The 21,913-nt window shown below is 69.0% G+C and carries 16 protein-coding genes, 2 pseudogenes and 2 CRISPR repeat arrays; of the genes and pseudogenes, 11 read left to right on the top strand and 7 right to left on the bottom strand.

Annotation, left to right across the window (positions count from 1 at the left end; all coding sequences use genetic code 11):
* Nucleotides 1-149 precede the first annotated feature (149 nt).
* From ACIF8T_RS37610 to ACIF8T_RS37620, 3 genes and pseudogenes are all read right to left on the bottom strand, one after another.
* Nucleotides 150-829, bottom strand: a pseudogene (locus ACIF8T_RS37610) (replication-relaxation family protein); the annotation flags it as partial.
* 88 nt (nucleotides 830-917) lie between these two features.
* Nucleotides 918-1,550, bottom strand: coding sequence for a hypothetical protein (locus ACIF8T_RS37615; protein WP_400041635.1), 633 nt, complete (start codon nucleotides 1,548-1,550; stop codon nucleotides 918-920).
* On the bottom strand, nucleotides 1,547-2,446 hold the full coding sequence (locus ACIF8T_RS37620) for a DUF6415 family natural product biosynthesis protein (protein WP_400041637.1): 900 nt from the start codon (nucleotides 2,444-2,446) through the stop codon (nucleotides 1,547-1,549). Before ACIF8T_RS37620 ends, ACIF8T_RS37615 begins: the two co-directional genes overlap by 4 nt.
* Before the next feature lie 912 nt (nucleotides 2,447-3,358).
* Between ACIF8T_RS37620 and ACIF8T_RS37625 the strand changes: the two genes are divergently transcribed.
* A complete protein-coding gene (locus ACIF8T_RS37625) occupies nucleotides 3,359-4,579 on the top strand; it encodes a helix-turn-helix domain-containing protein (protein ID WP_400041639.1) in 1,221 nt (406 codons plus the stop codon).
* Here the strand turns inward: ACIF8T_RS37625 and ACIF8T_RS37630 are convergent.
* Entirely contained in the window at nucleotides 4,560-5,222 is a 663-nt protein-coding gene (locus ACIF8T_RS37630) for an HAD family hydrolase (protein WP_400041641.1), read from the bottom strand. The two genes, ACIF8T_RS37625 and ACIF8T_RS37630, sit on opposite strands and share 20 nt — an antisense overlap.
* Nucleotides 5,223-6,003: 781 nt before the next feature.
* Between ACIF8T_RS37630 and ACIF8T_RS37635 the strand changes: the two genes are divergently transcribed.
* The 10 genes and pseudogenes from ACIF8T_RS37635 (at nucleotide 6,004) to cas2e (ending at nucleotide 17,754) form a co-directional block, all read left to right on the top strand.
* Nucleotides 6,004-6,372: a hypothetical protein gene (locus ACIF8T_RS37635; RefSeq protein WP_400041643.1), complete on the top strand. Its 369-nt coding sequence runs from the start codon at nucleotides 6,004-6,006 to the stop codon at nucleotides 6,370-6,372.
* Between the two features lie 71 nt (nucleotides 6,373-6,443).
* The gene (locus ACIF8T_RS37640) at nucleotides 6,444-7,076 is read left to right on the top strand and encodes a restriction endonuclease (protein ID WP_400041645.1); all 633 of its coding nucleotides are present in this window, start codon (nucleotides 6,444-6,446) and stop codon (nucleotides 7,074-7,076) included.
* Nucleotides 7,077-7,263: 187 nt separating this feature from the next.
* Nucleotides 7,264-8,388: direct repeats of the CRISPR family, unit length 29 nt; unit sequence CGGAGCACCCCCGCGTCGGCGGGGAGGAC.
* Nucleotides 8,389-8,574: 186 nt separating this feature from the next.
* Nucleotides 8,575-11,415, top strand: coding sequence for a CRISPR-associated helicase Cas3' (cas3, locus tag ACIF8T_RS37645; protein WP_400041647.1), 2,841 nt, complete (start codon nucleotides 8,575-8,577; stop codon nucleotides 11,413-11,415).
* A 148-nt stretch (nucleotides 11,416-11,563) separates the two neighbouring features.
* Nucleotides 11,564-13,159, top strand: a complete 1,596-nt coding sequence (casA, locus tag ACIF8T_RS37650) for a type I-E CRISPR-associated protein Cse1/CasA (protein ID WP_400041682.1) — start codon at nucleotides 11,564-11,566, stop codon at nucleotides 13,157-13,159.
* Between the two features lie 75 nt (nucleotides 13,160-13,234).
* Complete coding sequence (gene casB, locus ACIF8T_RS37655) at nucleotides 13,235-13,867, top strand: type I-E CRISPR-associated protein Cse2/CasB (RefSeq protein ID WP_400041648.1); 633 nt, start codon at nucleotides 13,235-13,237, stop codon at nucleotides 13,865-13,867.
* Nucleotides 13,864-14,991 carry a type I-E CRISPR-associated protein Cas7/Cse4/CasC gene (gene cas7e / locus ACIF8T_RS37660; RefSeq protein WP_400041649.1) on the top strand — a complete coding sequence of 376 codons (1,128 nt, stop codon included), beginning with the start codon at nucleotides 13,864-13,866 and terminating at the stop codon, nucleotides 14,989-14,991. Before casB ends, cas7e begins: the two co-directional genes overlap by 4 nt.
* Entirely contained in the window at nucleotides 14,988-15,779 is a 792-nt protein-coding gene (cas5e, locus tag ACIF8T_RS37665) for a type I-E CRISPR-associated protein Cas5/CasD (protein ID WP_400041651.1), read from the top strand. The genes cas7e and cas5e overlap by 4 nt, the downstream gene beginning before the upstream one ends.
* Nucleotides 15,776-16,426 (top strand): type I-E CRISPR-associated protein Cas6/Cse3/CasE, encoded by a 651-nt coding sequence (gene cas6e, locus ACIF8T_RS37670; protein WP_400041653.1) that lies wholly within the window; start codon nucleotides 15,776-15,778, stop codon nucleotides 16,424-16,426. Before cas5e ends, cas6e begins: the two co-directional genes overlap by 4 nt.
* A gap of 56 nt (nucleotides 16,427-16,482) precedes the next feature.
* Nucleotides 16,483-17,437: pseudogene (gene cas1e, locus ACIF8T_RS37675) on the top strand (type I-E CRISPR-associated endonuclease Cas1e).
* Entirely contained in the window at nucleotides 17,437-17,754 is a 318-nt protein-coding gene (gene cas2e, locus ACIF8T_RS37680) for a type I-E CRISPR-associated endoribonuclease Cas2e (RefSeq protein WP_400041654.1), read from the top strand. The pseudogene cas1e and the gene cas2e overlap by 1 nt, the downstream one beginning before the upstream one ends.
* A gap of 17 nt (nucleotides 17,755-17,771) precedes the next feature.
* A CRISPR array of direct repeats spans nucleotides 17,772-18,532; the repeat unit is 29 nt; unit sequence GTCCTCCCCGCCGACGCGGGGGTGTTCCG.
* Between the two features lie 284 nt (nucleotides 18,533-18,816).
* On the opposite strand, the gene ACIF8T_RS37685 is transcribed toward cas2e, so the two are convergent.
* From ACIF8T_RS37685 to ACIF8T_RS37695, 3 genes are all read right to left on the bottom strand, one after another.
* Nucleotides 18,817-19,650, bottom strand: a complete 834-nt coding sequence (locus tag ACIF8T_RS37685) for a transposase family protein (protein ID WP_400041656.1) — start codon at nucleotides 19,648-19,650, stop codon at nucleotides 18,817-18,819.
* A gap of 72 nt (nucleotides 19,651-19,722) precedes the next feature.
* Nucleotides 19,723-20,178 carry a hypothetical protein gene (locus ACIF8T_RS37690; protein ID WP_400041657.1) on the bottom strand — a complete coding sequence of 152 codons (456 nt, stop codon included), beginning with the start codon at nucleotides 20,176-20,178 and terminating at the stop codon, nucleotides 19,723-19,725.
* A 75-nt stretch (nucleotides 20,179-20,253) separates the two neighbouring features.
* Nucleotides 20,254-20,835, bottom strand: a complete 582-nt coding sequence (locus ACIF8T_RS37695) for a phosphotransferase (protein WP_400041659.1) — start codon at nucleotides 20,833-20,835, stop codon at nucleotides 20,254-20,256.
* Nucleotides 20,836-21,913: the final 1,078 nt, after the last annotated feature.

Here is a 21,913-nt window from a genome sequence, read left to right on the forward strand (position 1 = left end):
CAACAGCAGGGGCGGGAGTACCGACGTGGAGGACATCAAATCAAACCGGGGTGGTACCGGTACCCTGCTCAACTCGCCAAAACAAATGCTCAGTCACACCGATACGGCCCAGGGCGCGCGTGCCTGTCCACCGGCAAAGGCCGGCAGCGTCACAGGTCGGTCCAGGGGCGGGGCGTGCCGCCGGCCAGGGGCGTCCAGACGTCCTGGGCGGGACCGTGCTGCTCGAGGTCTTCGAGCACGGCGGCGCCCAGCGGCACCTCCCGGGCGAGCGCGGCGACGAGCGGGTGCTGGGCGGCCATCGCCTGCAGGTCGCTGATCCGGCCCTCCAGCCGGCTGCGGGAGGCACCGGTCAGGACGAACAGCACGCGGAGGAAGACCGGATACCAGCGCATCCAGCCGTACTCCGCAGCGCGCCGGCGCTGGCCGACCGGCTGGGCCTCGTACTGGTGCAGCCGCGCGTACTCGATCAGCTTCACCGCCAGGCGCTCACCGCTCATGGTGGCCCGGTCGACCTCCACGAACACGCGCAGCTTGCGCCGCTGCTCATCCCTGACGACGGTGTAGTACATGACGGCGTCGGCCATCACCCGCTCCCCCTCGCCGATGGAGTGCGACACCTCCGGCGTCCAGTCCCACGGGCCGTGCTCGTGCCCGAGCCGGCGGGCGTCGGCGGCGAAGGCCAGATGGGCGCGCACCACGGTCAGGGTGTGCGCCGTCTTCAGCGACGCCGCCGTCGTGGAGGTGATCGGATAGGGCGGCCGCCCCCGCAGGACCGGCAGGTCCCTGGTCGGACGCACGTCGTCCAGGTGAGATAGCGGGTACGGGTGCGGGGGCGCTCCGTTCATTTCCTACGTGTCGCGTCGGCTGGTGGACCGCCCGGTGGGGGACTGGGGGAGTGCTTCGCCGGGCGGCCTCGTTCATGAAGATCGTTTCAGTTCGTGCTGGAGGTCGAGGAGGGTGCAGTGGTTCAGGGCGCGGACGAGTTGTCCGGCGAGCACCCAGCGTGTGGCCATCGTGCTGTAGGGCACGACGTCTTTGACCGCGGTGCGTACCGGTCGTCCGCATGCCGAGGTTGACCAGATGCGCCCGTAGACGGCGCACACGTCGCTGTCGCGGACGCGGACGGCGACGGCGTTGCCGGTCAGGTGCGGGCACTGCGTGACGGCCGTGCTGGCGCACGGCAGGCAGAGCGGCGGGTGTGTTGTCAGCAGGTCGTTCGGACAGCCCGTCCAGTCGCTCCGGTTGTCCTCCAGCAGCCACAGCGCGCCGCGCTCGTCGCGGTCGGCGGGGCCGCCGCACACCTGGCACAAAAGGTGCTGCATGGCATGGCGCTGCCGCAGCGGGTGGACGTCGCCGTAGAGCGGGTGTCCGGTGCCGGGGGCCATGGCGCGGCCGTTCCACAGCACGCCGTACTGGTCGCGGTCCTCGGGGCGCTCGTCGGCGAACGCGATACCACCCCGCCCCGCATACACCACCGTGCGCTGCTGTGGCTGCTCGCCGCTCCATGCCGTGATGAAGGGGGCCGTCTCCGGCCGGGTCGGCGTCTTCATCGGGCGTCTTTCGGTGGGCGGCCGACGTGTGCGAGGGCGCAGTGCAGGCGGCCGGCCGCACGGGCGCTGTCCCGGTACTCCTCGACCTCGGCGGCCGACGCGACCGGCGACAGCTCCTCCAGCCCGACCAGGAGCAGCGCCCGCCCGGCGGTGTCCGCTGCGTGCAGCCAGCGCGGATTGCTGATCTTCAGGGCGTAGGGGCAGCCAGAGAACCACAGCAGTGCTTCGGGTCCGTGCAGGCTGATGCGCCGGCCGACGTCCGGCACCACCGCACCCGGCGGGACGGCGTTGAGGGATGCCGCGACACGCCGCATGACGGCCTCGACGGGCAATGGGCCGGCGTCATTGCGGGGCGCCGTATGGGCGGCCGGGCCGGTCCAGCCCCAATTGGTCGGCGGGTGGGTGAGCATCAGGACCGGCAGCGGGGCGCCCTTGTCGTCCTGTTCGATCCAGGTGCGGGCGTTTAGACGCATGATCACGCCAAGCGAGAGGGACTCCGGAGGGCTGGCCGGCTCGGTCTCAGGCCGAGGGGTCATGAGAGAGGTGTCGTCGCGATGGATGCTGGCTGCCTCGCGCAGCGCGATGATCCTGCGGGCGAGTTCGGCGACGTGCAGCGAGGCGGCGAGCGGCCCGGTGCCCATCTGGAAGGCGAGGGCGTCCTGGGCCGCGTCGATGGCGTTGGTGCAGGCGTACCACTGGCGGGAGCGAGACGGTGTGCGGTCGGCGCGGCGCTGCACGATCGGTACCAGGCGCTCGACCTCTTCCCGCAGCCTCTTGTCCAGGCCGACGTACCGGTCGTGCGGCCAGTAGCGGCGGCCGGCCTCGAACGCCTCGGCAATCAGCGCTGGGACCGGATCGGCCCCGGCCGCCTGCGGTGGGGTCTCGGTGCCCGTCATCGCGTCGCACCCGTGTGGAATGCGAACATTTTGATCATGTTCGCGTCTACTGCGGGATACATCGCTGTGCCTCCTGGCGGTCGGGGTGGTGCGGGATTCGGCCTGGTCGACATAGGCCCCGCGGGGTGGGTCACCCGTCGATACAGGTGCTGATGAAGCAGGCGGGCTGGCAAGTAGAGCCACAGCTGTCGACGGTGCCGTTCAGCTGTGGGCCAGAGACAGCCGAAGCGACGGTTTCGAGGTTCAGGTCGAGGTCCGGCCCGTCCTCGGCCGTGGTGCCGGTCGCGGTTTTGCTGCCACGCACGTGATCGATGTGTGTTCTGGGCGGTATATGAGTGGCGTGGAGGGCCGCCCCGGGCCGGGGAGGGGACACCCGTCCGGGGCGGCCGGTCTACTGGTCGATGGCGAGGGCCATGCCGATCACCAGGCCGCATGACCCGCTGATCATGATGATGAACAGGACTCCCGCGTACCGACCGACGGTGCGTATCACAACCCGTCCCGACTGTTGCTGCTCCTGGTGGCCAGGCGCGTGCTCGGTTCCTTCCGCGCGGTCGGCGGCTTCACGTTGTCCGACATGGCATCCCGCTTCGTCGAGGGCCGTACGGTGATGCCGCCTCTGGTCGCCTGCGTTATGACAAGCACGGCGAAGACCGGGGCGATGTGACACGCGGGCGGCGTCCTGCACAGGTTGTCCATGGTTGGAACGGTGAGCATCGAGGGCTCCTCGGTCGGCACAGGGCGTGATCGGGTGAACACCAGAGTGGTCCTGTTTAAATCGAAGACCGAGGACTTAAAGAGGTCTCTTTGGTGTCGTTAAGAGGACTTTTAATAAGCCGTAGAGGTGACCACTAGTCAGCAAGAGGACTTGAAGCGACACTTGCCGCAGTACACGACGATGGAGGTACAGCTGTGGCACGCCCTGGAAACGTTCGCCTGAAGGCCGCCCGGCTCGCGGCCGGTTACCACTCTCAGCAGGCCCTCGCCGACGCCCTGGGCGTCGGCGTCCGTCAGGTCCGCCGCTGGGAATCCGATGCTCCGCCCTGGCCGCAGCCCGAGGTTGCCCAGGCTCTCACGCGTACGCTCGGGCAAGACCTGGAAGCTCTTGGGTTCACATCGCCCAGCGGGGCGCCCGACAGTGGGCGGCGGACCGTACTTGCTGCTACGGCTGCCGCTGTCGGCCATGCCGCCTTTCCCGTCCAACCCGTCGCAGTGCAGCCGGCGACCGCGGCTGAGGACTACGAAGCCGTCACCCGCTCGCACCGGCGCCTGTACTGGTCTGTTGCGCCAACCACACTGCACCCGGCGGCACTCGCGCACGCCACCCTCGGCTGCGCCCTCCTCCCGGAGACTGCCGGACAGACCCGGCAGCGGATCGCCGCAGCGCTCGCCGAGAGCTACTTGCTGGCCGGCAGGATCGAGTTCTTCGACACCCGTGAGCCCGACCGCGCTGGACACACCCTGCTCCGGGCGCTGCAGGCCGCAGGCGAGGCCAACGACCCGCTGCTCGGCGCCGCGATCCTGGCACACATGGCCTTCATCCCCGCCTGGACCGGTGACCGTGAAGCAGCCGGTGAGCGGATGGTGGCCGCGCGAACCTACGCCCGTCGCGGCCCGGCCTCCGCCGAATTGCTCGCCTGGCTCGACGCGGTGGAGGCCGAATGCGAAACCCGCTGCGAAAACACCAGGACGGCGCTGCACCTGATCGGCCACGCCGAGGACGTCCTCGCCACCGGATCGGAGCATGCCTCACCCCCGTGGCTGGACTGGTTCTCCCCCGCCAGGCTCGCCGCGTTCAAAGGGAACACGCAGTTGCGCGCGGGACACCTGCCGCAAGCGCGCGAGACGCTCCTCAGCGTCCTTGACGCGCTCGACCCAACCGAGGAAAAGCAGACCACGGTCGTGCTCGGCGACCTGGCCGCGGTCGAAGCCGCGGCCGGAAACCCGGAAGCCGCCTGCCGATACGCGCTGCGCGCACTCGACCAACTGGAGTGCACCTGGTACGCGATGGGCATGGACCGCATCCGCGAGGTGCGGCGCGCGCTGGCGCCGCACCAGCAGCAACAGTGCGTGCGGGAGCTGGACGACCGGTTGTACGGGTGGACGACCACCGTCAGTGCACTTGCTCGTTGAACCGGGCGATCTGCGGGGACAGCTCCAAAAGGCTCTCGACGCGGAACGTCGGCAACTTCTGCGCCTCCTCGCTGTTCCACTGGATCGTCGCCCAGGGCCCGCGGCGCACCAGCGCGGTGTGCATGCCGGCGGCGACGGCGGGCCGGATGTCGTTGTCGACGCGGTCACCGACGTACAGCATCTCAGCCGGATCAACCGGAACGACCTCGGCAACGCGATCGAAGAAGGCCCTATCCGGCTTGCTGGCGCCCCAGTCGTCGGAGGTGCCGATCAGGTCGACGTCGTTGGCGAACAGCGTGCGCAGGATCTTGCCCGCGCGTACGGTCTGGTTCCCGGCGATGCCCAGCCACAGGCCGTCCGCGCGCAACGCAGCCAGCGCGTCACGGACATCGGGGTAGAGATCCTCCTCGTTGAAGGTCTCGGGCTGGCCGGCCTGTGCCCGTTTCTCCCGCTCCTCGTACAGGTCGAAACCAGGCCGGAACTCCTGGAACACGTCGCGGTAGTCGCGACCCTGGGCGATGACCGCGCCGAACATGGCGTGGAAGGTGTGACGGGGTACGCCGAGCCAGTCTGCCCAGGCGCTGTACTCGGTGGTCTCGTCCACGAGGCACTCGCCGACGTCGAAGATCACAGCGCGAATCATGACCCGAGCGTACCCGGGCATGATGATCTCCTGGACGCTGGCCGAGCGTACTGGCGTGATGTGGCTCGGCACCGCTTTGAGCGAGTCTCTCTGCCGTCCTATTGAGGATGGTGTGGGGATCATCCCTGCGTCGGCGAGAGGACCGGACTTCGTGCCGGTTCTTCCCCCGAAGGGGCCAGTCGACTTCGACGAGGCCCGCAGCATCGCTCCGTCTCTGCTGCCACCACCAGACCCAGAGCACACAGGGACTGGTAAAGCCGGTCCCCGGGGGCAACAACCTGCCGCTGTGACTCGATCGATCACTTCCGCTCCGCCCCGTCCAGCGCATGCGTCGCTGAGACTGGATGGGATCACCCAGGAAACACCGCAGGCCCCCTGGTCTGGATACCAGGAGGCCTGCGGTTCTGTTCAGCCACGTCCTGGTTGCCCAGATACAGACCGGCGGTCGGACGTTAAGGCGCCCGTCCGAGAGGGACCGACACCGTTTCTTGATCAATGAGGAATGATCCGGCACTTCATTTCAAGGCAGCGGAACGGACTCCTTGGCCTTCTGCTGCTTGGCCTGCTCTGCGGACACGACCAATTGCTCCTGGACGTGCCCGCGGGCGTGCTCGGGGAAGTGCGGGACTGTCGTTCGAGCGAAGTCGGACAGTGACCGGCGTGCGATGTGTGGAGCCGGTGTCCTGAACAGGTACTCTCCGCTGTTCCAACCTAGATCGTTTGTCAGTGGTCGCCTCCAGCATGGTCCCCACGTGGTTGTGATGGCTTGGGGGAGGACCAGATGCCGTTCGTGCGGCCCTATGTGCGTTCCGATGGGACGCCGGTGCGCGGGCACTTTCGATGGGCGCCGGGTGCCCGGCGGGAGCTCACCGTCTTCGCGCTGATTGCCGTGGCCGTCGTGGGCTTTGGCAACGGCAACGGGGGAGCGGGTGGCACCACCGGCCCGCGCTCGAAGCCGGGGGAGGGGCCGGCGGTGACCTCTCCGCTCCGCTTCGACCAGAGTGCCGGCCGGGCGAAACCGCGCATGAGGATGCCGCGGCCCACGGTGTCGTACCCCATCAAGTTCGACGCCCCGAAGAAGAGGCCGGCACCGCCCAGGCCGACGGTGTCGTACCCGATCGACTTCTCCACCCTGGGCAGTGGGCAGTGAGCCGGCGCCCGCCCCGGCGCCGCAGCCCTGCCCGGCACCCCCGACGCAACCGTCGGCAGCAGCAGGACGACATGCAGCTGCTGGCCGTGGGCATCGCCGCGATGGTGGCCATCAGCCTGATGGTCACGGTGGTCAACTGGCTGATCGCCCACTGGTGGGTCCTTGCCGCCGCCGCCCTCGTCCTGCTGCTGGGCGCACTGGGCTGGTGGCAGCACCGCAGCCAGCGCGCGCAGTGGCAGCAGGCCCAGGCGCGTGCACTGCGCTACGGGCTGGCGCAACTGGACGCCCTGTCCCACCGCCAGTTTGAGCACGCGATCCGGGACCTGATGCACCGCGACGGCTGCACGGACGCCGCCCAGGTCGGCGGCCAAGGCGACCTGGGCGCCGATGTGAAGGCCACCGACCCCTACGGCCGGCGCTGGGTCATCCAGTGCAAGCACCGCAGAAACGGCAGCCAGGGCGCCGCCGTCGGCACCCCCGACCTGCAGGTCCTCAACGGCACAGGCCGCCCCGTCCACAAAGCGGACGTCGTCGTCCTGGTCACCAACGGCCGCATCACCCAACCCGGCCGCACCTTCGCCCAACAGCAGCGCCTGCACCTCGTCGACCGCCAGGTCCTCGCCCAGTGGGCGGCCGGCTCACGCCCCCTGTGGGAACTGCTGGGCGCGGTACCCCCGCCGCGACAGCCGACAACCCGGTCGTAGAAGGGCACAGCAGCAGAGTCCACTGAGTCCGGACTCAGTGGACTCTGCTGCTGCCGTGGTTATCCATCTAGCCCGCGTCGCGGTGGGGGCGGTGTGTTCAGCGGCTAGTAAGTGGGGAGTGCCGGATACGGAGCTGAAGACCACAGCGGTGGATTACCTCCAGTTCCGCTTCTCAGGCCTCAAGGGCTTCGGAACACCCGCGTCGGCGGGGAGGACGGCTGGCCGCGGAGCTGGCCGGCGAAGGATGTCGGAACACCCCCACGTCGGCAGGGAGGACGGTGCAACCTACGAAGGCTGGAAGGGCGGCCACAGAGCACCCCGGCGTCGGCGGGGGAGCACGGCGAGGACGACGGCGTTAAGGGCGCCGAACGGAATACCCCCGCGTCGGCGGGGAAGACAGCCCGTCCTTCTTCGTCCGGTTCGTGATTGGCGGAATACCCCCGCGTCGGCAGGGAGGACGCCCCACCACCGAAGTGGCTCGCGTCGATGAACGGAACACCCCCGCGTCGGCGGGGAGGACCCTTGTACTGGGATCGGGTGTAGTCCGCGGCCGGAGTACCCCCGCGTCGGCGGGGAGGACAGCCGACCGGCCGGGGTCAGGATCCGGGCGTCCGGAGCACCCCCACGTCGGCGGGGAGGACTCGCGCTCCAAGCCCTCCTGAATCTCGGCCCACGGAGCACCCCCGCGTCGGCGGGGAGGACGTCCCGAGGTAGCCGTTGATGAGCCGCTGAGTCGGAGCACCCCCGCGTCGGCGGGGAGGACTCCAGGTACTTCGCCTGACGGCCCGGGAGGTGCGGAGCACCCCCGCGTCGGCGGGGAGGACTCGACGGTCTTGGCCGTAATCAGCTCCAGCGTCGGAGCACCCCCGCGTCGGCGGGGAGGACCGACGGGCCTGGCTGTATTCGGCGTCCGTCATCGGAGCACCCCCGCGTCGGCGGGGAGGACTCCTGGGCGACAGCGATGGTCGTCGGTCCCCACGGAGCACCCCCGCGTCGGCGGGGAGGACCTCACAGTGGCCCGAAAGGCTTCCTCGGCCAGCGGAGCACCCCCGCGTCGGCGGGGAGGACAGGTCATGACCGGCTCCTCCTACAAGGAGGACCGGAGCACCCCCGCGTCGGCGGGGAGGACGCCGCTGCACCGACTGCGCCCGGGTTTTCGGACGGAGCACCCCCGCGTCGGCGGGGAGGACGCGGCCGCGTTGGCTTTCGCGCGCTGCTCGTGCGGAGCACCCCCGCGTCGGCGGGGAGGACACCGGCACCTCCACCTCGGGCAGCTCCGGCGCCGGAGCACCCCCGCGTCGGCGGGGAGGACCCTTTCTGACCTGGGGCTCAGGAAGGGCTTTGCTCTTCCTTTGCATTGGGGAGTGGTCCATGTCGTGGGGGGTGGGGCTGCATGTGGTCACTGTATCGAGGGTTGGGTGGCGGGGGTGTTGTCGGTGGTTGGTGATTGAATGCGGGCTTCTGTAGTGGGGTTTGGTCGGCTGTCCGAGGAGGCGGGATGGTGGGGGAGTGGGGAGTGCCGGATGAGTCGGTGTGGGGGAAGTCGAGGGGGTTGGATCCAGGGCTGGCGCCGTATCCGTTGATCCGGCATCTGCTGGATGCTGCCGCGATGGCGCTGCACCTGTGGGATGTCTACCTGTCGGAAAACCAGCGTGTGCGGATCGCGGAGGGGATGGGGCTGGCGGGCGAGCTGGACCGTGCGCGGGCGGTGGTCGGGTTATGTGCCGGTCTGCACGACATCGGCAAGCTGTCGGGGTTCCAGTTCTGTTCCTGGCACGCTAGCCGCTACCTCAGCGCGGAGCTGGGCGGTGACCGGGTGAAGATGTGTGCGCAGCGGTTCGGGCATGACGTGGCCGGCGCACAGGGCGTGAGAGATGTGCTGGCAGGTCTGGGTTTTGCCGGTGACGGGGAGCTGAGGGTCGCGGAGCGGCTGGCCGAGGTCATCGGCGGTCATCACGGACGCTTTCACCGTCTCGAGGACAGTATCGCTGCGGCGTTTCTCGGTGGTGCTGCCTGGGCGCAGCAGCGGAGGGCGCACGCGGCCGCGGTGCACGGGTTGCTGGGCGCGCCGAAGGGGCCGGGGGTGTTCAAGGCGCCGGCCGCGGTGCTGGTGACGGGCGTGGTCATTCTCGCGGACTGGCTGGTCAGTCAAGAGGACTACCTCCGGGAGCGGCAGCGTGGGCTGGAGCCGGTGCTGGCGGATCATTTCCAGCGGTCCCAGCACGATGCTCCTCGTCTGCTGGCCGGGGCCGGGCTGGCCCGGGTGCAGTTGCAGCGCAAGGAGTTCGCGCAGGCCTACGGCATTCAAGGTGAGCCCAATCCGTTGCAGCGCTCGGTGATGGACGAGCTGCGCCAGGCGGTGGGTGAGGGGCGTCGTGGCGGCATTTTTCTCGTCACTGCGGCACCGGGGGATGGCAAGAGCGAGACGGCTCTGGAGGCCGAGCGGATCTTGTCCGAGGCGTTCGGCACACGGGGGTATACGTTTTTGCTGCCGACGATGGCCACCAGCGATCAGATGTACGGGCGGGTCGCGCAGGCGTTGCTGCGTCAGTCCGGTGAGGAGGCCGGGCTGACGCTGGTGCACAGTATGGCCTGGCTGAACAGTGCTTACGCCGATGAGGACCTGGTGGCGCAGAGCGTGCTGACCTGTGACGGGGACGAGGTGGGGGAAGGCAGGAGGCGGGCGGAGGCGGACATGCGGCCGCAGCAGTGGCTGCGCGGGTCCAAGCGGCCGCTGCTTGCGCAGTTCGCGGTGGGCACGATCGACCAGGCCCTGATGGCGATGCTGCCGGTGCGGCACAGCGCGCTGCGGTTGCTGGCTTTGTCGGGGAAGACGTTCATCGTCGATGAGGCCCACGCCTATGACCCCTACATGCAGGTGCTGCTGGGCCGGTTGCTGAACTGGCTCGGGACGTACGGCGTGCCGGTGGTGTTGTTGTCGGCGACGTTGCCGGCGTCGGTCAGCGACCGGCTGATCAAGGAGTACTTGCAGGGCGCCGGTCATAAGACGCGCGCCCTGAGCAAGCGGACGTTCCCGGCGCCCTATCCGGGGTGGCTGTATGTGGACGGGGAGAGCGGCCGGGCGACTCAGATTTCGCCTGCCCGTCAAAGTGAGCAGGCGCGTGCGCGGAGCATGGAGCTGAATGTCGTGGTGGAGCCGGTCGTCCACGGCTCCGGTGGGGGTGCCCGGGCCCGGCTGGCGGTGATCGAACGCCTGTTGAAACCGGTGAGCGGGAAGGAGGGCGGCACTGCTCTGGTGGTGTGCAACACCGTTGGGGACGCGCAGGACACCTACCTGAAGCTGCGTGAGCGGTTCGACAAGCGCTCCCACGCGCAGGGCGGAAGCGTGCAACTGCTGCACGCCCGTTTCCCCGGTGACGTGCGTGAGGCCCGCACGCAGGAGGTCACGCAAGGGCTGGGCCGTAAAGGGCCGCGTCCGCTGCGCCGGATCGTGGTGGCCACTCAGGTCGTCGAGCAGTCGCTTGATCTTGATGCCGACATCGTCATCAGCGATCTCGCTCCGCTCTCTTTGCTGCTGCAGCGGGCCGGGCGGTGCTGGCGGCACGAGAACCACTGGGCCCGGCACGGCTATCCCGACGGCCGCGGCCGCCCGGCCTGGGCGGGCGGGCCGCGTCTGGTAGTGCTCGACCCGATCGCGGGCGACGGGAAGACGCCAGGGCAGTGGGGCGAGGTGTACTCCGAGCACCTCCTTTCCTCCACCTCCCGCACTCTTGCCGACATCGAGGGAGGGACCGTCTCCATCCCGGGCGACGTGCAGGACCTGGTCGAAGCCGTCCACGGGGACAGCGAGGAGTTCGACTGGAACACCCCGGGCAGCAGCGAGGCGAAAGCCTGGACAGCTCACAAGGGCAAGGAGATGGCGGAACGCAGCATGGCCGGCCTCCTCGCCGTCCCGCGCGCGCGGAGCGTTTCGGCGCTGCATGACCTGCACAATCTGCCCGGTGAAGAGGACGAGTGGGAGGTGTCCACCCGGCTCGGCGCCGACTCGGTGCGACTGCTGTGCGCCCACGTGCACCAGGACGGCCGGGTGACCCTGGACCTGGAGGGAGTACATCTGCTTCCCCAAGCTGCGGCGGACGGCACGATGCCGGTTGCGTCCGTGCGGGAGGTGATGCGCCGCACCATCCCAATCCGCGCCGACTGGCTCAAGGAAGCCGACCCCGACAGCGTTGCCCCGCCGAAGTCGTGGACGCAGCATCCGATGCTCGCAGAGCTGCGCGTCCTGTACCAGCCCGTACAGGACGGGAGCGCGCAGGCGGTGAAGATCGGCGGCAAGACTCTTTGCCTGGATGAGGACCTCGGTCTGGTGCGCCGCTGATACCAGTCACTGCCCGCCTTTGATCTGAAAACCTCCGGGTCCGGGCCCATTGTCAGTGGCGGCTGCTTGAATGCCCAGACGACGCCAGAGCAGGGCTGCTGGGGGCTTTGCCGTGCCTGTGTGTCATGGTCCAGGGTTGTTGGAGGGGATGGTCGTGAGTGGGGGATTCGACCTGCGGGTCGAGCCGTGGATTCCGGTACGTCTGCTGACCGGGGAACCGGCGTGCATAGGTTTGCGTGAACTGTTCACGCGGGCGCACGAGATCGAGGATGTAGAGATTCCGGTGCCGCCGGCAGCAGCGGGCTTGATGCGGATTCTGGCGCCGATGACGGCGAGGATCGCCGCCGATGGCGATGAGCGGCTCGATGACCCGGACGTCGCGGAAGAGATCGACGACTGGTTCGATTTGCGGGAGCGTCTCCTGAAGGCCGGCCGGTTCGATCCGCGGGCGGTGGACGCCTACTTTGGCCGGGAGGATCTGGCGGGCCGGTTCGACCTGTTTCATCCAGAGCGGCCGTTCCTGCAGGATCCTCGCCTGGTTGCGCAGTGCGTGGACGCGAAGGGGGCGCCGAACCCGTCCGGGGTGAACAAGCTGGTGATGGGCCGTCCCACGGGAGTCAACGGGGCGGTGCTGTTCGGGCATTTCACCGACACCGCGCCCGTGCCGGTACCGGCCGCGGAGGCCGCCTGGCATCTGATCGCGCAGTTGTACTACGGGCCGTCCGGGCAGTGCACGCCCCGCCGCATCACCGAGGAACGGGCGGGCAGCGGTGACGCGGCCCCGCTGCGCAAGTCGATCTCCTACTTCCCGTGGGGGCACGACCTGTTCACCACGCTGATGCTGGCCGTACCGAGCCCACAGATCGAGGTCGACTGGGAGACCGAGGACGCGTGCCCGTGGGAGGAGGAACTCCCCGCACCCCTGGGAACGTTGCCGCCGGTCACGTGGCCGGGCCGGATGCTGACCGGCCGGTTCCGTCATGCCGCGCTGCTCGTGCCGTCCAAAGACGGCCGCACGGTGACCGATGCCTACCTCACCTGGTCGACGCACGAGCCGCCGCAGAAGGTGCGTGACCCGTACCAGATCCTCGACCGGCGAGGGGACGGCAACTTCCAGCCGCGGGAGGCCGACGGAGCGCGGGCCTTGTGGCGGGATTTGGACTCGCTGTTGCTGAAGGACAGCCGCCAGGACGCCCGCCGCCCTCCGGCTCTCGAGCACCTGCCCAGGTGGCTGCTGCCACGGCTGAGGGTGCGCGCCTACGGCTTCGACCAGGACGGTCAGCAAAAAGACAGCGTCTGGTTCCGGACGACCAGTCCGCAGGTCCTGCAGTGGCAGGAGGAGAACGACCCGGAGATGGCCTACCACGTCAAGCGCTGCCACACCGCTGCGGAGCAGGCCGGGGAGCGGCTGGACTTCGCCGCAAGGATCGCCTGGAAGATCGCCACTGACAGCAGTGTCGACCCATCGCCGAAGGCCAAGATCAAGCTGGATGCCCGCAGGCCCGGCCCGTGGGCTTCTGCCGCGCTGACACGGTACTGGCCGGCCGCGGAAACAGCCTTCTGGCAACTCACCGAGCCCGGCCGCACCACAGACCGGGTCGAGAAGCCGTTCGTCGACGCAGCCCTTGCCGCTCTCGACGAGGCCATCGGCCAAGCCAACCGTGCGGACATCCGGGTGGCGCGCGCCCGTCACCGCGCCCGCGGCCTCCTTCTCGCACTGCTGCAGCCGTCCGCCACCGACTGAACCCGCCCGGCTACACCCACGCCGACACGATCGGCGCTTTGCCACCTCACCCTTTCCCCGCATCAGGGATGTCTCATGACCGATTCCGTGCCGACGGCATCTGCTCCGCCGACCTCCACGCCCGTCCGCGTCTCGGACCGCTTCGTCGCCTACGTGCACCGCGTGTGCGCCTCCACTCAGGGCCGTGCCGCCCTGCGACGCGGTCTCGGGCTGCCGGTGGAGCGGTGCAACTACATGCACCGCTATCTGGTGCCGTGGCTGCGCGACCACGACGACCAGCACCATGCCGATGTCCGGCGGGCGTACTACGCGGTGGCCTCGCTGATCGCCGCACGTCCCCGCTCGGCCCGCGACACCACGCCCGACGACAGCGCGTCCGTCTCCTGGTACGAGCGCTCCAACCTCGGGGCCTCGCTCGGCCAGGCCGTCGCCCAGGGCGTGATGAAGGCGAACTCCGCCGAAAGCGCTCTTCACCTGATGGCCCGGCAGAGCAGCGACGCCGTCCACCCGGGCCTGCCCGCCCTTATCCGCCAGCTCCTGTCCGGCGGCATCGCGGTCGACTGGGCGGTCCTGCTGGAGGACCTCGCCTGGTGGAACCGCAGCCGCGACCGCATCGCCACCCGCTGGCTCGAGAGTTACTTCCGCACCGCCGGCGGCACGACCGACCCCGACTCCGCCTTTGATTCTGCTGAGGAGAACGACCGATGACTCTATACCTGGACCTGAGCGCCCTGCAGTCGGTGCCCGCCGCCAACCTCAACCGTGACGACCTCGGCTCTCCCAAGCAGGTCCGCTACGGCAACGCTTCTCGCATCCGGGTCTCCAGCCAGTCCTGGAAGCGGGCCATCCGGCTCGGCGTCGAACAGGACCTCGGGGAGAAGGCTGCCCGCACCCGCCTGGTGCCAGCGAAGGTGCAGCACGCTCTGGAGAAGGCCGGCTGGCCCGCCGAACTGGCCGCGTTCGCCGGAGCGCAGGTCGCCGCCAGCGCAGGAAAGAAGGGCATCGGCACGGAAGCGGCCGGCCACACCTCGGTGCTGCTGTTCCTGCCGGAAGCGGCCATCGACGAACTGGCCGCCGTGTGCGCCGAGCACCGTCAAGCCCTAGAGACGGCCCAGGGCAAGAAGAAGCCCGGCCAGGTCCTGCCGCCTCAGCAGATCGAGCAGATCCTCAAGCGGCGCACCGCCTCCATCAGCCTGCTGGGCCGCATGCTCGCCGAGCTCCCGGACGCCAACGTGGACGGGGCAGCCCAGGTCGCCCACGCCTTCACCACGCACGCCGCCGAACCGCAGCGTGACTACTTCACCGCCGTCGACGACTGGCTGGGCGAGGCCGAAACCGGCAGCGGCCACCTCGACACCGCCGAGTTCAGCGCTGGCGTCTTCTACCGGTACGCCACCGTCAACGTCGCCGACCTGCTGAAGAACCTCGAAGGCGACGCCAAGGCCGCCCGGACCGTCCTCAGCTCCTTCGCCGAGCACTTCCTGCTCTCCCTTCCCCAGGCCAAGAAGAACAGCACCGCCCCGCACACCGTCCCGGACCTGGCCTACCTCGCCGTGCGCGAACACCGACCGCTCTCCCTGGCCGCGGCCTTCGAGACCCCCGTCACCGGCGACCAGCAAGGCGGCTTCTCCCAGCCCTCCCGCCAGGCCCTTGACATCTACGCCAGCAACATCAACCGCCTCACCGGCAACCGCAACCGCCGCTTCCACGGCCACACCGTCATCAACCCCGCCGAAAAGTACACCGGGCTCGGCACCGCCCACGACTCCTTCGACCAACTGATCGACGCCGCCGTCGAGGCCGCCGTGCCCGCTAGGCAGGACCAGCAGTGAGCGGGCTGCTGCTGCGCCTGGCAGGCCCCCTGCAGTCCTGGGGTGAACGCTCCGCGTTCACCCCCGTGCGGGACACCGCACCCTTCCCGACCCGCTCCGCACTGATCGGCATGTTCGCCGCGGCCGAGGGAATCGGCCGCGACCAGGCGGGCCTGGAGCGCTACCAAGACCTGCGACTCACCGTGCGCGTGGACCGGCCAGGCATCCGCCTCGTCGACTATCACACCGCCGGCGGCGGATTCCCCAAGGACCGCACCGCCGCCACCAGCGGAGGCAGCAACAAAGGCGCCGCCGTCATCACCCGACGCCACTACCTGTCCGACGCGGTGTTCGTCGTCGCCGTCACCGCAGCCGACGAAACCATCGAGCGCCTCGCCGACGCCCTGAGCCACCCGCACTGGGCGCCCTACCTGGGCCGCCGCTCCTGCGTCCCCGACGAGCCGTTCCTCCTGCGCCGCCACGTCGACGACCCCGAGGAAGAACTCCGCACCCGGGTGCCGCTCAGCCGCACCGCACCACCAGCCAAGGACGGCGACGGGCAGGAAGCCAGGACGATCACCGTGGAATTCCTCCTGGAACAGCCACCGCCCCCCAGCCCTGGAGAGCCTGCACCGGTCGACATCATCGACGTCAACGACGTACCGGTGAGCTTCGCCCAGCACGGCCGTAGCCACACCGGCCGCCGCCTGTACCGCACCCGGCTACCGGTGCCCCGCTCCCTCGCAGGCCCACCACAGACCCTGATGCAGCGCCTGATCGACTACGCCCACCTCGAGGAAAGCGCATGAACGACCACCCGGTGATCGCACGCATCCGCCTCAACCCGCACAGCCGCGACGTGCAGCGGGACCTGCGCGACGCCACCCAAATGCACCGCACCGTCATGCGAATGGCCCCCGACAACCTCGGCGACGCCCCCCGACAGCAGGCCGGGCTGCTGTACCGCCTGGAGGAGACCGACACCTCCAGCACCCTCCTCGTCCAGGCAACCAAGCTCGACCCGGCACGCCTGCCCACCGGATACGGCCAAGCCGACATCAAAAGCCTCGCCCCGATGTTCACCGCACTGCGCAAAGGGCTCGGCGTTCGCTACCGCATCGTCCTCAACCCCGCCAAACGAGAGCGGCTCTCCCTGGAAGAGAAAGGCAAGCGGGGACGGATCATGCCGCTCTCCGGCGCCGACGCCGACCAGTGGTGGCTCCGCCGGGCCGCCGAAGCCGGCCTCGACCTCCACATCCTGACCCCCACCAACATGGAGCCGGCCCGCCCCCGCACCCCAGACGCCCCCCGCGTGCGGCACAGCCTGATCCGCTACGACGGCACCGCCACCGTCACCGACCCCGACGCCCTCAAAGACGCCGTCATCCACGGCATCGGACGGGGCAAACCGTACGGAGCAGGACTGCTCAGCCTCGCCCCCGCGAGCACCACGTGAGCGCACCCCGACGGGGCGGCGAGGCGCGCAGACGCCTCGCCGCCCCCACCCTGGCCATGCTCCCCCGCGTCGCGGACTCCCTGTCCTTCCTCTACCTGGACATGGTCCGAGTGATACAGGACGACACCGGAGTATGCGCACAGATCCAAATCGACGAACACCGCACCGACCTCGTCTACATCCCCACCGCAGCCCTGTCCTGCCTGCTCCTGGGCCCCGGCGTCTCCATCACCACCCCGGTCCTGACTACCCTCGCCCGCCACGGCACCAGCGTCGTCTGCGTCGGAGCGGGCGGCGTCCGCGCCTACGCGGGCATCCTCCCCGACTCCCTCACCACCCACTGGCTCGAACAGCAGGTCGCGACGTGGGCCGACCCGGCACGACGCCTTGAGGTCGCCGTCCGCATGTACCGGATGCGCTTCAAGGATGCCGACGTACCCGAATCCGTCACCCTGGACCAGCTCCGCGGGATGGAAGGCCAGCGCATGAAAGCCTTCTACAAGATCCTCGCACAGCAGCACGGCATCGGACGCTTCCGCCGCAACTACCGGCCCGACCAATGGGACACCTAGGACCCCGTCAACCTCGCCCTGTCTGCCGCCAACACCTGCCTGTACGGCGTCGTCCACGCCGCCCTGCTCGCCCTCGGACTCTCCCCAGCCCTCGGCTACGTCCACACCGGCACCCAGCACGCCTTCGTCTACGACATCGCCGACCTCTACAAAGCCGACATCACACTCCCCCTCGCATTCGCCCTCCACAACTCCGACAACCCCGAACAAGAAGCCCGCCGCCGCTTCCGCGAAGACCTCCGACTCCTGCGCCTCCTGCCCCGCATCGTCCAGGACGTCCAATCCCTACTGACCCACACCTCACACCCACACGACCACAGTCGACAACGACACCGACGAGGAACGCTCCGAACGGCATGACGTGCGCATGGTCCACCTCTGGGACCCCAAAACCGGAGCCCTCCCAGCAGGCGTCAACTACGCCAATGGAGGCACCTGATGCCCTCCATGGTCGTCATCGCCACCACCGCAGTTCCTGACCACCTACGCGGCGCCCTCAGCCGATGGACCAGCGAAGTAGTGCCCGGCATCTTCGTCGGCAGCGTTTCGGCCCGCGTCCGCGACGAACTCTGGCAGGCCGTCACCGAAGTCGTGGGCAACGGCGCCGCCATCCTCGTCCACCCCGCCGCCACAGAACAGGGCTACGCCATCCGCACCGCGGGAACCCGCCGCCGGGTCCCCGTCGACTTCGACGGCCTCACCCTGATACGCATGACCGCTGCACCAAAAGTAAAGGAAATGCAAACCCCCTCTTGAAGCGCAGGTCAGAAAGGGTCCTCCCCGCCGACGCGGGGGTGTTCCGGCTGGGCCACGATCAGTAGGGTCCCGTTCCTCGTCCTCCCCGCCGACGCGGGGGTGTTCCGTTCTGGTTCGGAGACCATCCGCACGCCGGTGAGTCCTCCCCGCCGACGCGGGGGTGTTCCGAAGGCCAGCGCGACGGTCAAGGCCAACGGGCAGTCCTCCCCGCCGACGCGGGGGTGTTCCGTCTCGCCACAGGCGGGTGAGGTCGGGAATGCGGTCCTCCCCGCCGACGCGGGGGTGTTCCGCCGCCCAGGCGCTCGGCCGCATGGACTACGACGTCCTCCCCGCCGACACGGGGGTGTTCCGGTCAACGGGGGGCACGAAGACGACCTGATGAGGTCCTCCCCGCCGACACGGGGGTGTTCCACCGGCATGGGACGCGATAGCGGATGCGACGAAGTCCTCCCCGCCGACGCGGGGGTGTTCCGACCCGGCTGGTCATCTTCAACGAGGAGACAGGGTCCTCCCCGCCGACGCGGGGGTGTTCCGGCGTCCCAGCCCCGCAAAGCGCCGTTGAGCAAGTCCTCCCCGCCGACGCGGGGGTGTTCCGGCGAGAGCCTGCGCATCGTGGTCCGCGACGGGGTCCTCCCCGCCGACGCGGGGGTGTTCCGACTCCGGCATCGGCCGAGCGACGGTCAGCCGCGTCCTCCCCGCCGACGCGGGGGTGTTCCGCGCAGCTCGATCCAGGTCACGGAGGCGACCGTGTCCTCCCCGCCGACGCGGGGGTGTTCCGCGCCGGCCGATCGCCCGGGCCGCCGATGCCGGGCGGGCGGGGCAGTAGGGACTGGAGATCCTGATGGCTGTCGCCCAGGGTTTTGAGGTGCAGCGGGAGCCGGTCGGCAAACGCATCATTGCCCGCATTGCCTTGTTGGACGACCCGGGTGGTCACATCACCGGACGGGATACCGTGTAGTGAGCCTCCGCCAACTTGAAGTCCCAGGTCAAAGGGCTGGTGTGATCGGTTCTTGGGGGTGCTCACGCTGGTCGCGGGCGTAAGTCCACGGAGGAGATCATCTGTCAGCGGTTGATTTCGAGGTTCGTCAGGACGAGCAGAGCGCGTAGGAGTCGAGTGGCGCGTGCAGGGTCGGTGCGGAGTTTGGTGAGGATCCGCCAGTTCTTGAGGTGGGCAAAGCCGTGCTCGACCGGTGCGCGTCCGACGGCGAGGACGCGGTTGGCTTCCTTTTGGCCCGAGGTCAGATTGTGGGTGCGGGTTGCGGTATAGCCGGTGACGATCACGGGGTTGAGGATGTCGTTGTCGAGGCCGCGGAAGCCGAGGTCGGCCAACGCTCCGAGGCCGACGGCGCGCAGGTGGGCCAGGATGTGGTCGTGGCGGGCGGCGGTGTTGTCGTGGGTGCGGCCGGGCCGGGCGGCGGATATCCAGATCAGGCGGCCGTTCTCGTCGGTCAGGGCGAGGAAATGCAGGCCGTGGCTGCGGTGCTTGCCGGAGTAGTTCCGTCGGTCGGCCTTGCCGGTGCGGCGCTGGGTGCGGATGAGGGTGCCGTCTACCAGGACCGCCTCCCCGCCCTTCTTGGCGATCTTCTTGAGGGCACGGTCCAGGCGCGGGGCCTGGGCGGCGAGCAGGCCGATCAGCTCGTCGCGCCAGCGGCGGACGGTGGACTCGGACACGTTGCTGCCGCCGGCCATATCGGCCAGGCGCTGGTCGTGGCGCAGTACGGCCAGGACGATCACCGCGATCTTCCCCGGCGCCAGGATCCGCCATCGGGACCGGATCGCCTTCAGATGGCGCCTGAGCAGATCTGCGAGGTGGTTGACGGTGCGCGTGGACAGCGACAGACGGCATTGGTAAGCAATCGGGCAGGTGTCCTCGGCGCGCTCTTTGGTATTCGTCACATAATTCCAACAGCCGCCGGGGGCACCCCGGTTACGCTCGTACCGAGCCACTCCGAACGGCAGTGCTCGTGGTCACAGACGGGTGGTGAACCGGCCGTCGGGCAGCTTGCGCAGCCAGCCGCGATCGGCGAGTCTGACCAGCTTGCTACGTAGCGGTTCCAGCTTGGAGCGCACGCTGACATCCACCCCCACCACCTCGCCGACCTGGCGCGCCATGACCGGTCCGGCGGCCTGGCGCACGGCGGCGAGGATGCGCTGATACTCCGGCGGGAGCACGGTCTCCTCCGCATCCGGCGTGCGGTACGGGATCAGCATCACCGCTTGACCGCCCACCTGCCCCGGCGCGGGGGCGGCCGAGGCGCGCTCCTCGGCGAGCTGCTCACTCACCCGGTCAAGGACACGTTCGGCGATGGCGAGCTCGTCCCGCTCGGCCCGCACCTCCGCCAACTGCTTGGCTAGCTGCTCTTCGAGTTCGTCCAGTTCCGCACGACGCGCGGTGATCCGTTCCAGCAGTTCGGGATCCAGCATGCGTCGGATCGTAGAAGGTCGTCCGACCGCCACGGGAAGGAACCAGCGAACCCACCGCGAACGTTACTCATGTGCTCACCGCACTGAGCGTTCCAGTGCACCCCGATGATCGGAAACCCACTGGTAGGCCGCCCGGACGTGCCGAACCGCCCCTGCCTCACGGAGCCGGGCCATGGCGACATCACCGGCATCAGCCTGGGACTCGATGCCCCGCCAACACCGGTCCTGCCACCACAAGATCGTAGACACGAGACGTTGCCGGTCCCCCAACTCGTAGCTGTCAACAATCAGCTTCAACCGCCGGGCAGCCTCCTCGACATCGGTGACCGAAGGACCCAGACCGAGGTACTGCCAGCAGACATGAGCGATGTCATGGATCCGCGCGCCCGGCGCCGCGAGGTCCCAGTCGATGAATGCCGCTGGTCGAAGCTCCCCACCGGACAGCTGATAGACCGTGTTCTTGGGCGACAGGTCGTTGTGACACACGACCTCTTGGTCACCGGCCAGCGGGGTGCCGGCCGTCAGGTCGTGGAACTCACGCACGAGCCGGGCGACCGTCGCCAGACTCTCGTCGGATGAAACCGCAGCAGGTTGACGCGGCTCCCACGCCACATGCCCCTCGAGGTAACTGAGAACTTCACGGCCCTCGTCGTCCACACCGAGATACCGCGGAGCACCACTCCAGCCACGTGCTTCAAGCAACCTCAGCAGATCACCTACGAACCTCGTACGAGCCGAGGCAGGACGGCGCACCGTGTCCCCGACACGAACGACCGCATTGACGAAACCTCCGGGCAAGGGCGACTCAGGCATCCGTCCACCCTGCCTGATCGTTACCTCGAACTGCCATTGACTTGTCCTGATGCTTGATCCGCCCCGGCACAACTCCGTCAGATGATCTACTCCGCAGACAGTCGCCCACGACCAGCGTGTGTACCCCAAGAACCGATCACACCAGCCCTTTGACCTGCGGCTTTAAATTGGCGGAGGCTCAGTGGTGCGCACCGCCACCGCGCGGCGCGCGAACTACACGGCAGTGAGGCGCACCGGGTGCGCACCGGCCGGTGCGGGGTGTGCATCAAGGACCTGGCCCACGCCGACGTCCTCCATCTGGCGCAGGTATCGGCGACGTCCTCGTGGTCCTTGGTGAGGAACTGCTGCGCGAAGTCGATGACGGCGCGGGCGATGCCCTCCGCTGCGTCCGGCCAGGACTGCGCCCAGATCGCAGCGAAGTCACGAAGACGCGCCCAAGGGCCTCCAGGGCGAAGGTGTCCGCGTAAGGCTCGCCGACCTCCGGGCCGGGCAGCGCGGTGACCGGGACGACGATGCGCTCGGCAACGTCGACGAGTAGCTCGGGTATCCACGGCTCGGCGCCGGCGAATTGACGGGCAGCGTCGATGTCATCGGCCTGGACGGCCCGGAGGTAGCTGAAGGCACTGATGGCCGTGTGCGGGGTCATCGGGGCGAGCGGCGTGGTGCCGGGCATGTCGGCTCCTCACGTACGGGCCGCCCCGCCGATCGCAGCGGCCTCAAAAGCGATTCTCGGAGCGGGTGCCTGTGGACAGATTCCGCGCACCGACGGTGAGCGGACTCGCCCGGTCGGCGCTCGCGTTGCCTCTTGTCCAGTTCCGCTACCTGCGACATTCCGCCCATTTAGGCGGGGAGGAATCTCCGTCCCTCCACGCTGCGCGATGCCCCCGCGGCCGGGGCTCCGGACTTCGCTCGCCGTCTCGCT

The organism is Streptomyces sp. NPDC085946, assembly GCF_044540485.1.
Taxonomy (GTDB): domain Bacteria; phylum Actinomycetota; class Actinomycetes; order Streptomycetales; family Streptomycetaceae; genus Streptomyces.

Excerpts from the sequence above, each read along its gene's own strand:
- ACIF8T_RS37615 (WP_400041635.1), bottom strand. The coding sequence starts at position 1,550 with ATGAAGACGCCGACCCGGCCGGAGACGGCCCCCTTCATCACGGCATGG.
- ACIF8T_RS37620 (WP_400041637.1), bottom strand. The coding sequence starts at position 2,446 with ATGACGGGCACCGAGACCCCACCGCAGGCGGCCGGGGCCGATCCGGTC.
- ACIF8T_RS37630 (WP_400041641.1), bottom strand. The coding sequence starts at position 5,222 with ATGATTCGCGCTGTGATCTTCGACGTCGGCGAGTGCCTCGTGGACGAG.
- ACIF8T_RS37635 (WP_400041643.1), top strand. The coding sequence starts at position 6,004 with ATGCCGTTCGTGCGGCCCTATGTGCGTTCCGATGGGACGCCGGTGCGC.
- ACIF8T_RS37640 (WP_400041645.1), top strand. The coding sequence starts at position 6,444 with ATGCAGCTGCTGGCCGTGGGCATCGCCGCGATGGTGGCCATCAGCCTG.
- cas3 (WP_400041647.1), top strand. The coding sequence starts at position 8,575 with ATGGTGGGGGAGTGGGGAGTGCCGGATGAGTCGGTGTGGGGGAAGTCG.
- casA (WP_400041682.1), top strand. The coding sequence starts at position 11,564 with ATGGTCGTGAGTGGGGGATTCGACCTGCGGGTCGAGCCGTGGATTCCG.
- casB (WP_400041648.1), top strand. The coding sequence starts at position 13,235 with ATGACCGATTCCGTGCCGACGGCATCTGCTCCGCCGACCTCCACGCCC.
- cas7e (WP_400041649.1), top strand. The coding sequence starts at position 13,864 with ATGACTCTATACCTGGACCTGAGCGCCCTGCAGTCGGTGCCCGCCGCC.
- cas6e (WP_400041653.1), top strand. The coding sequence starts at position 15,776 with ATGAACGACCACCCGGTGATCGCACGCATCCGCCTCAACCCGCACAGC.
- cas2e (WP_400041654.1), top strand. The coding sequence starts at position 17,437 with ATGCCCTCCATGGTCGTCATCGCCACCACCGCAGTTCCTGACCACCTA.
- ACIF8T_RS37690 (WP_400041657.1), bottom strand. The coding sequence starts at position 20,178 with ATGCTGGATCCCGAACTGCTGGAACGGATCACCGCGCGTCGTGCGGAA.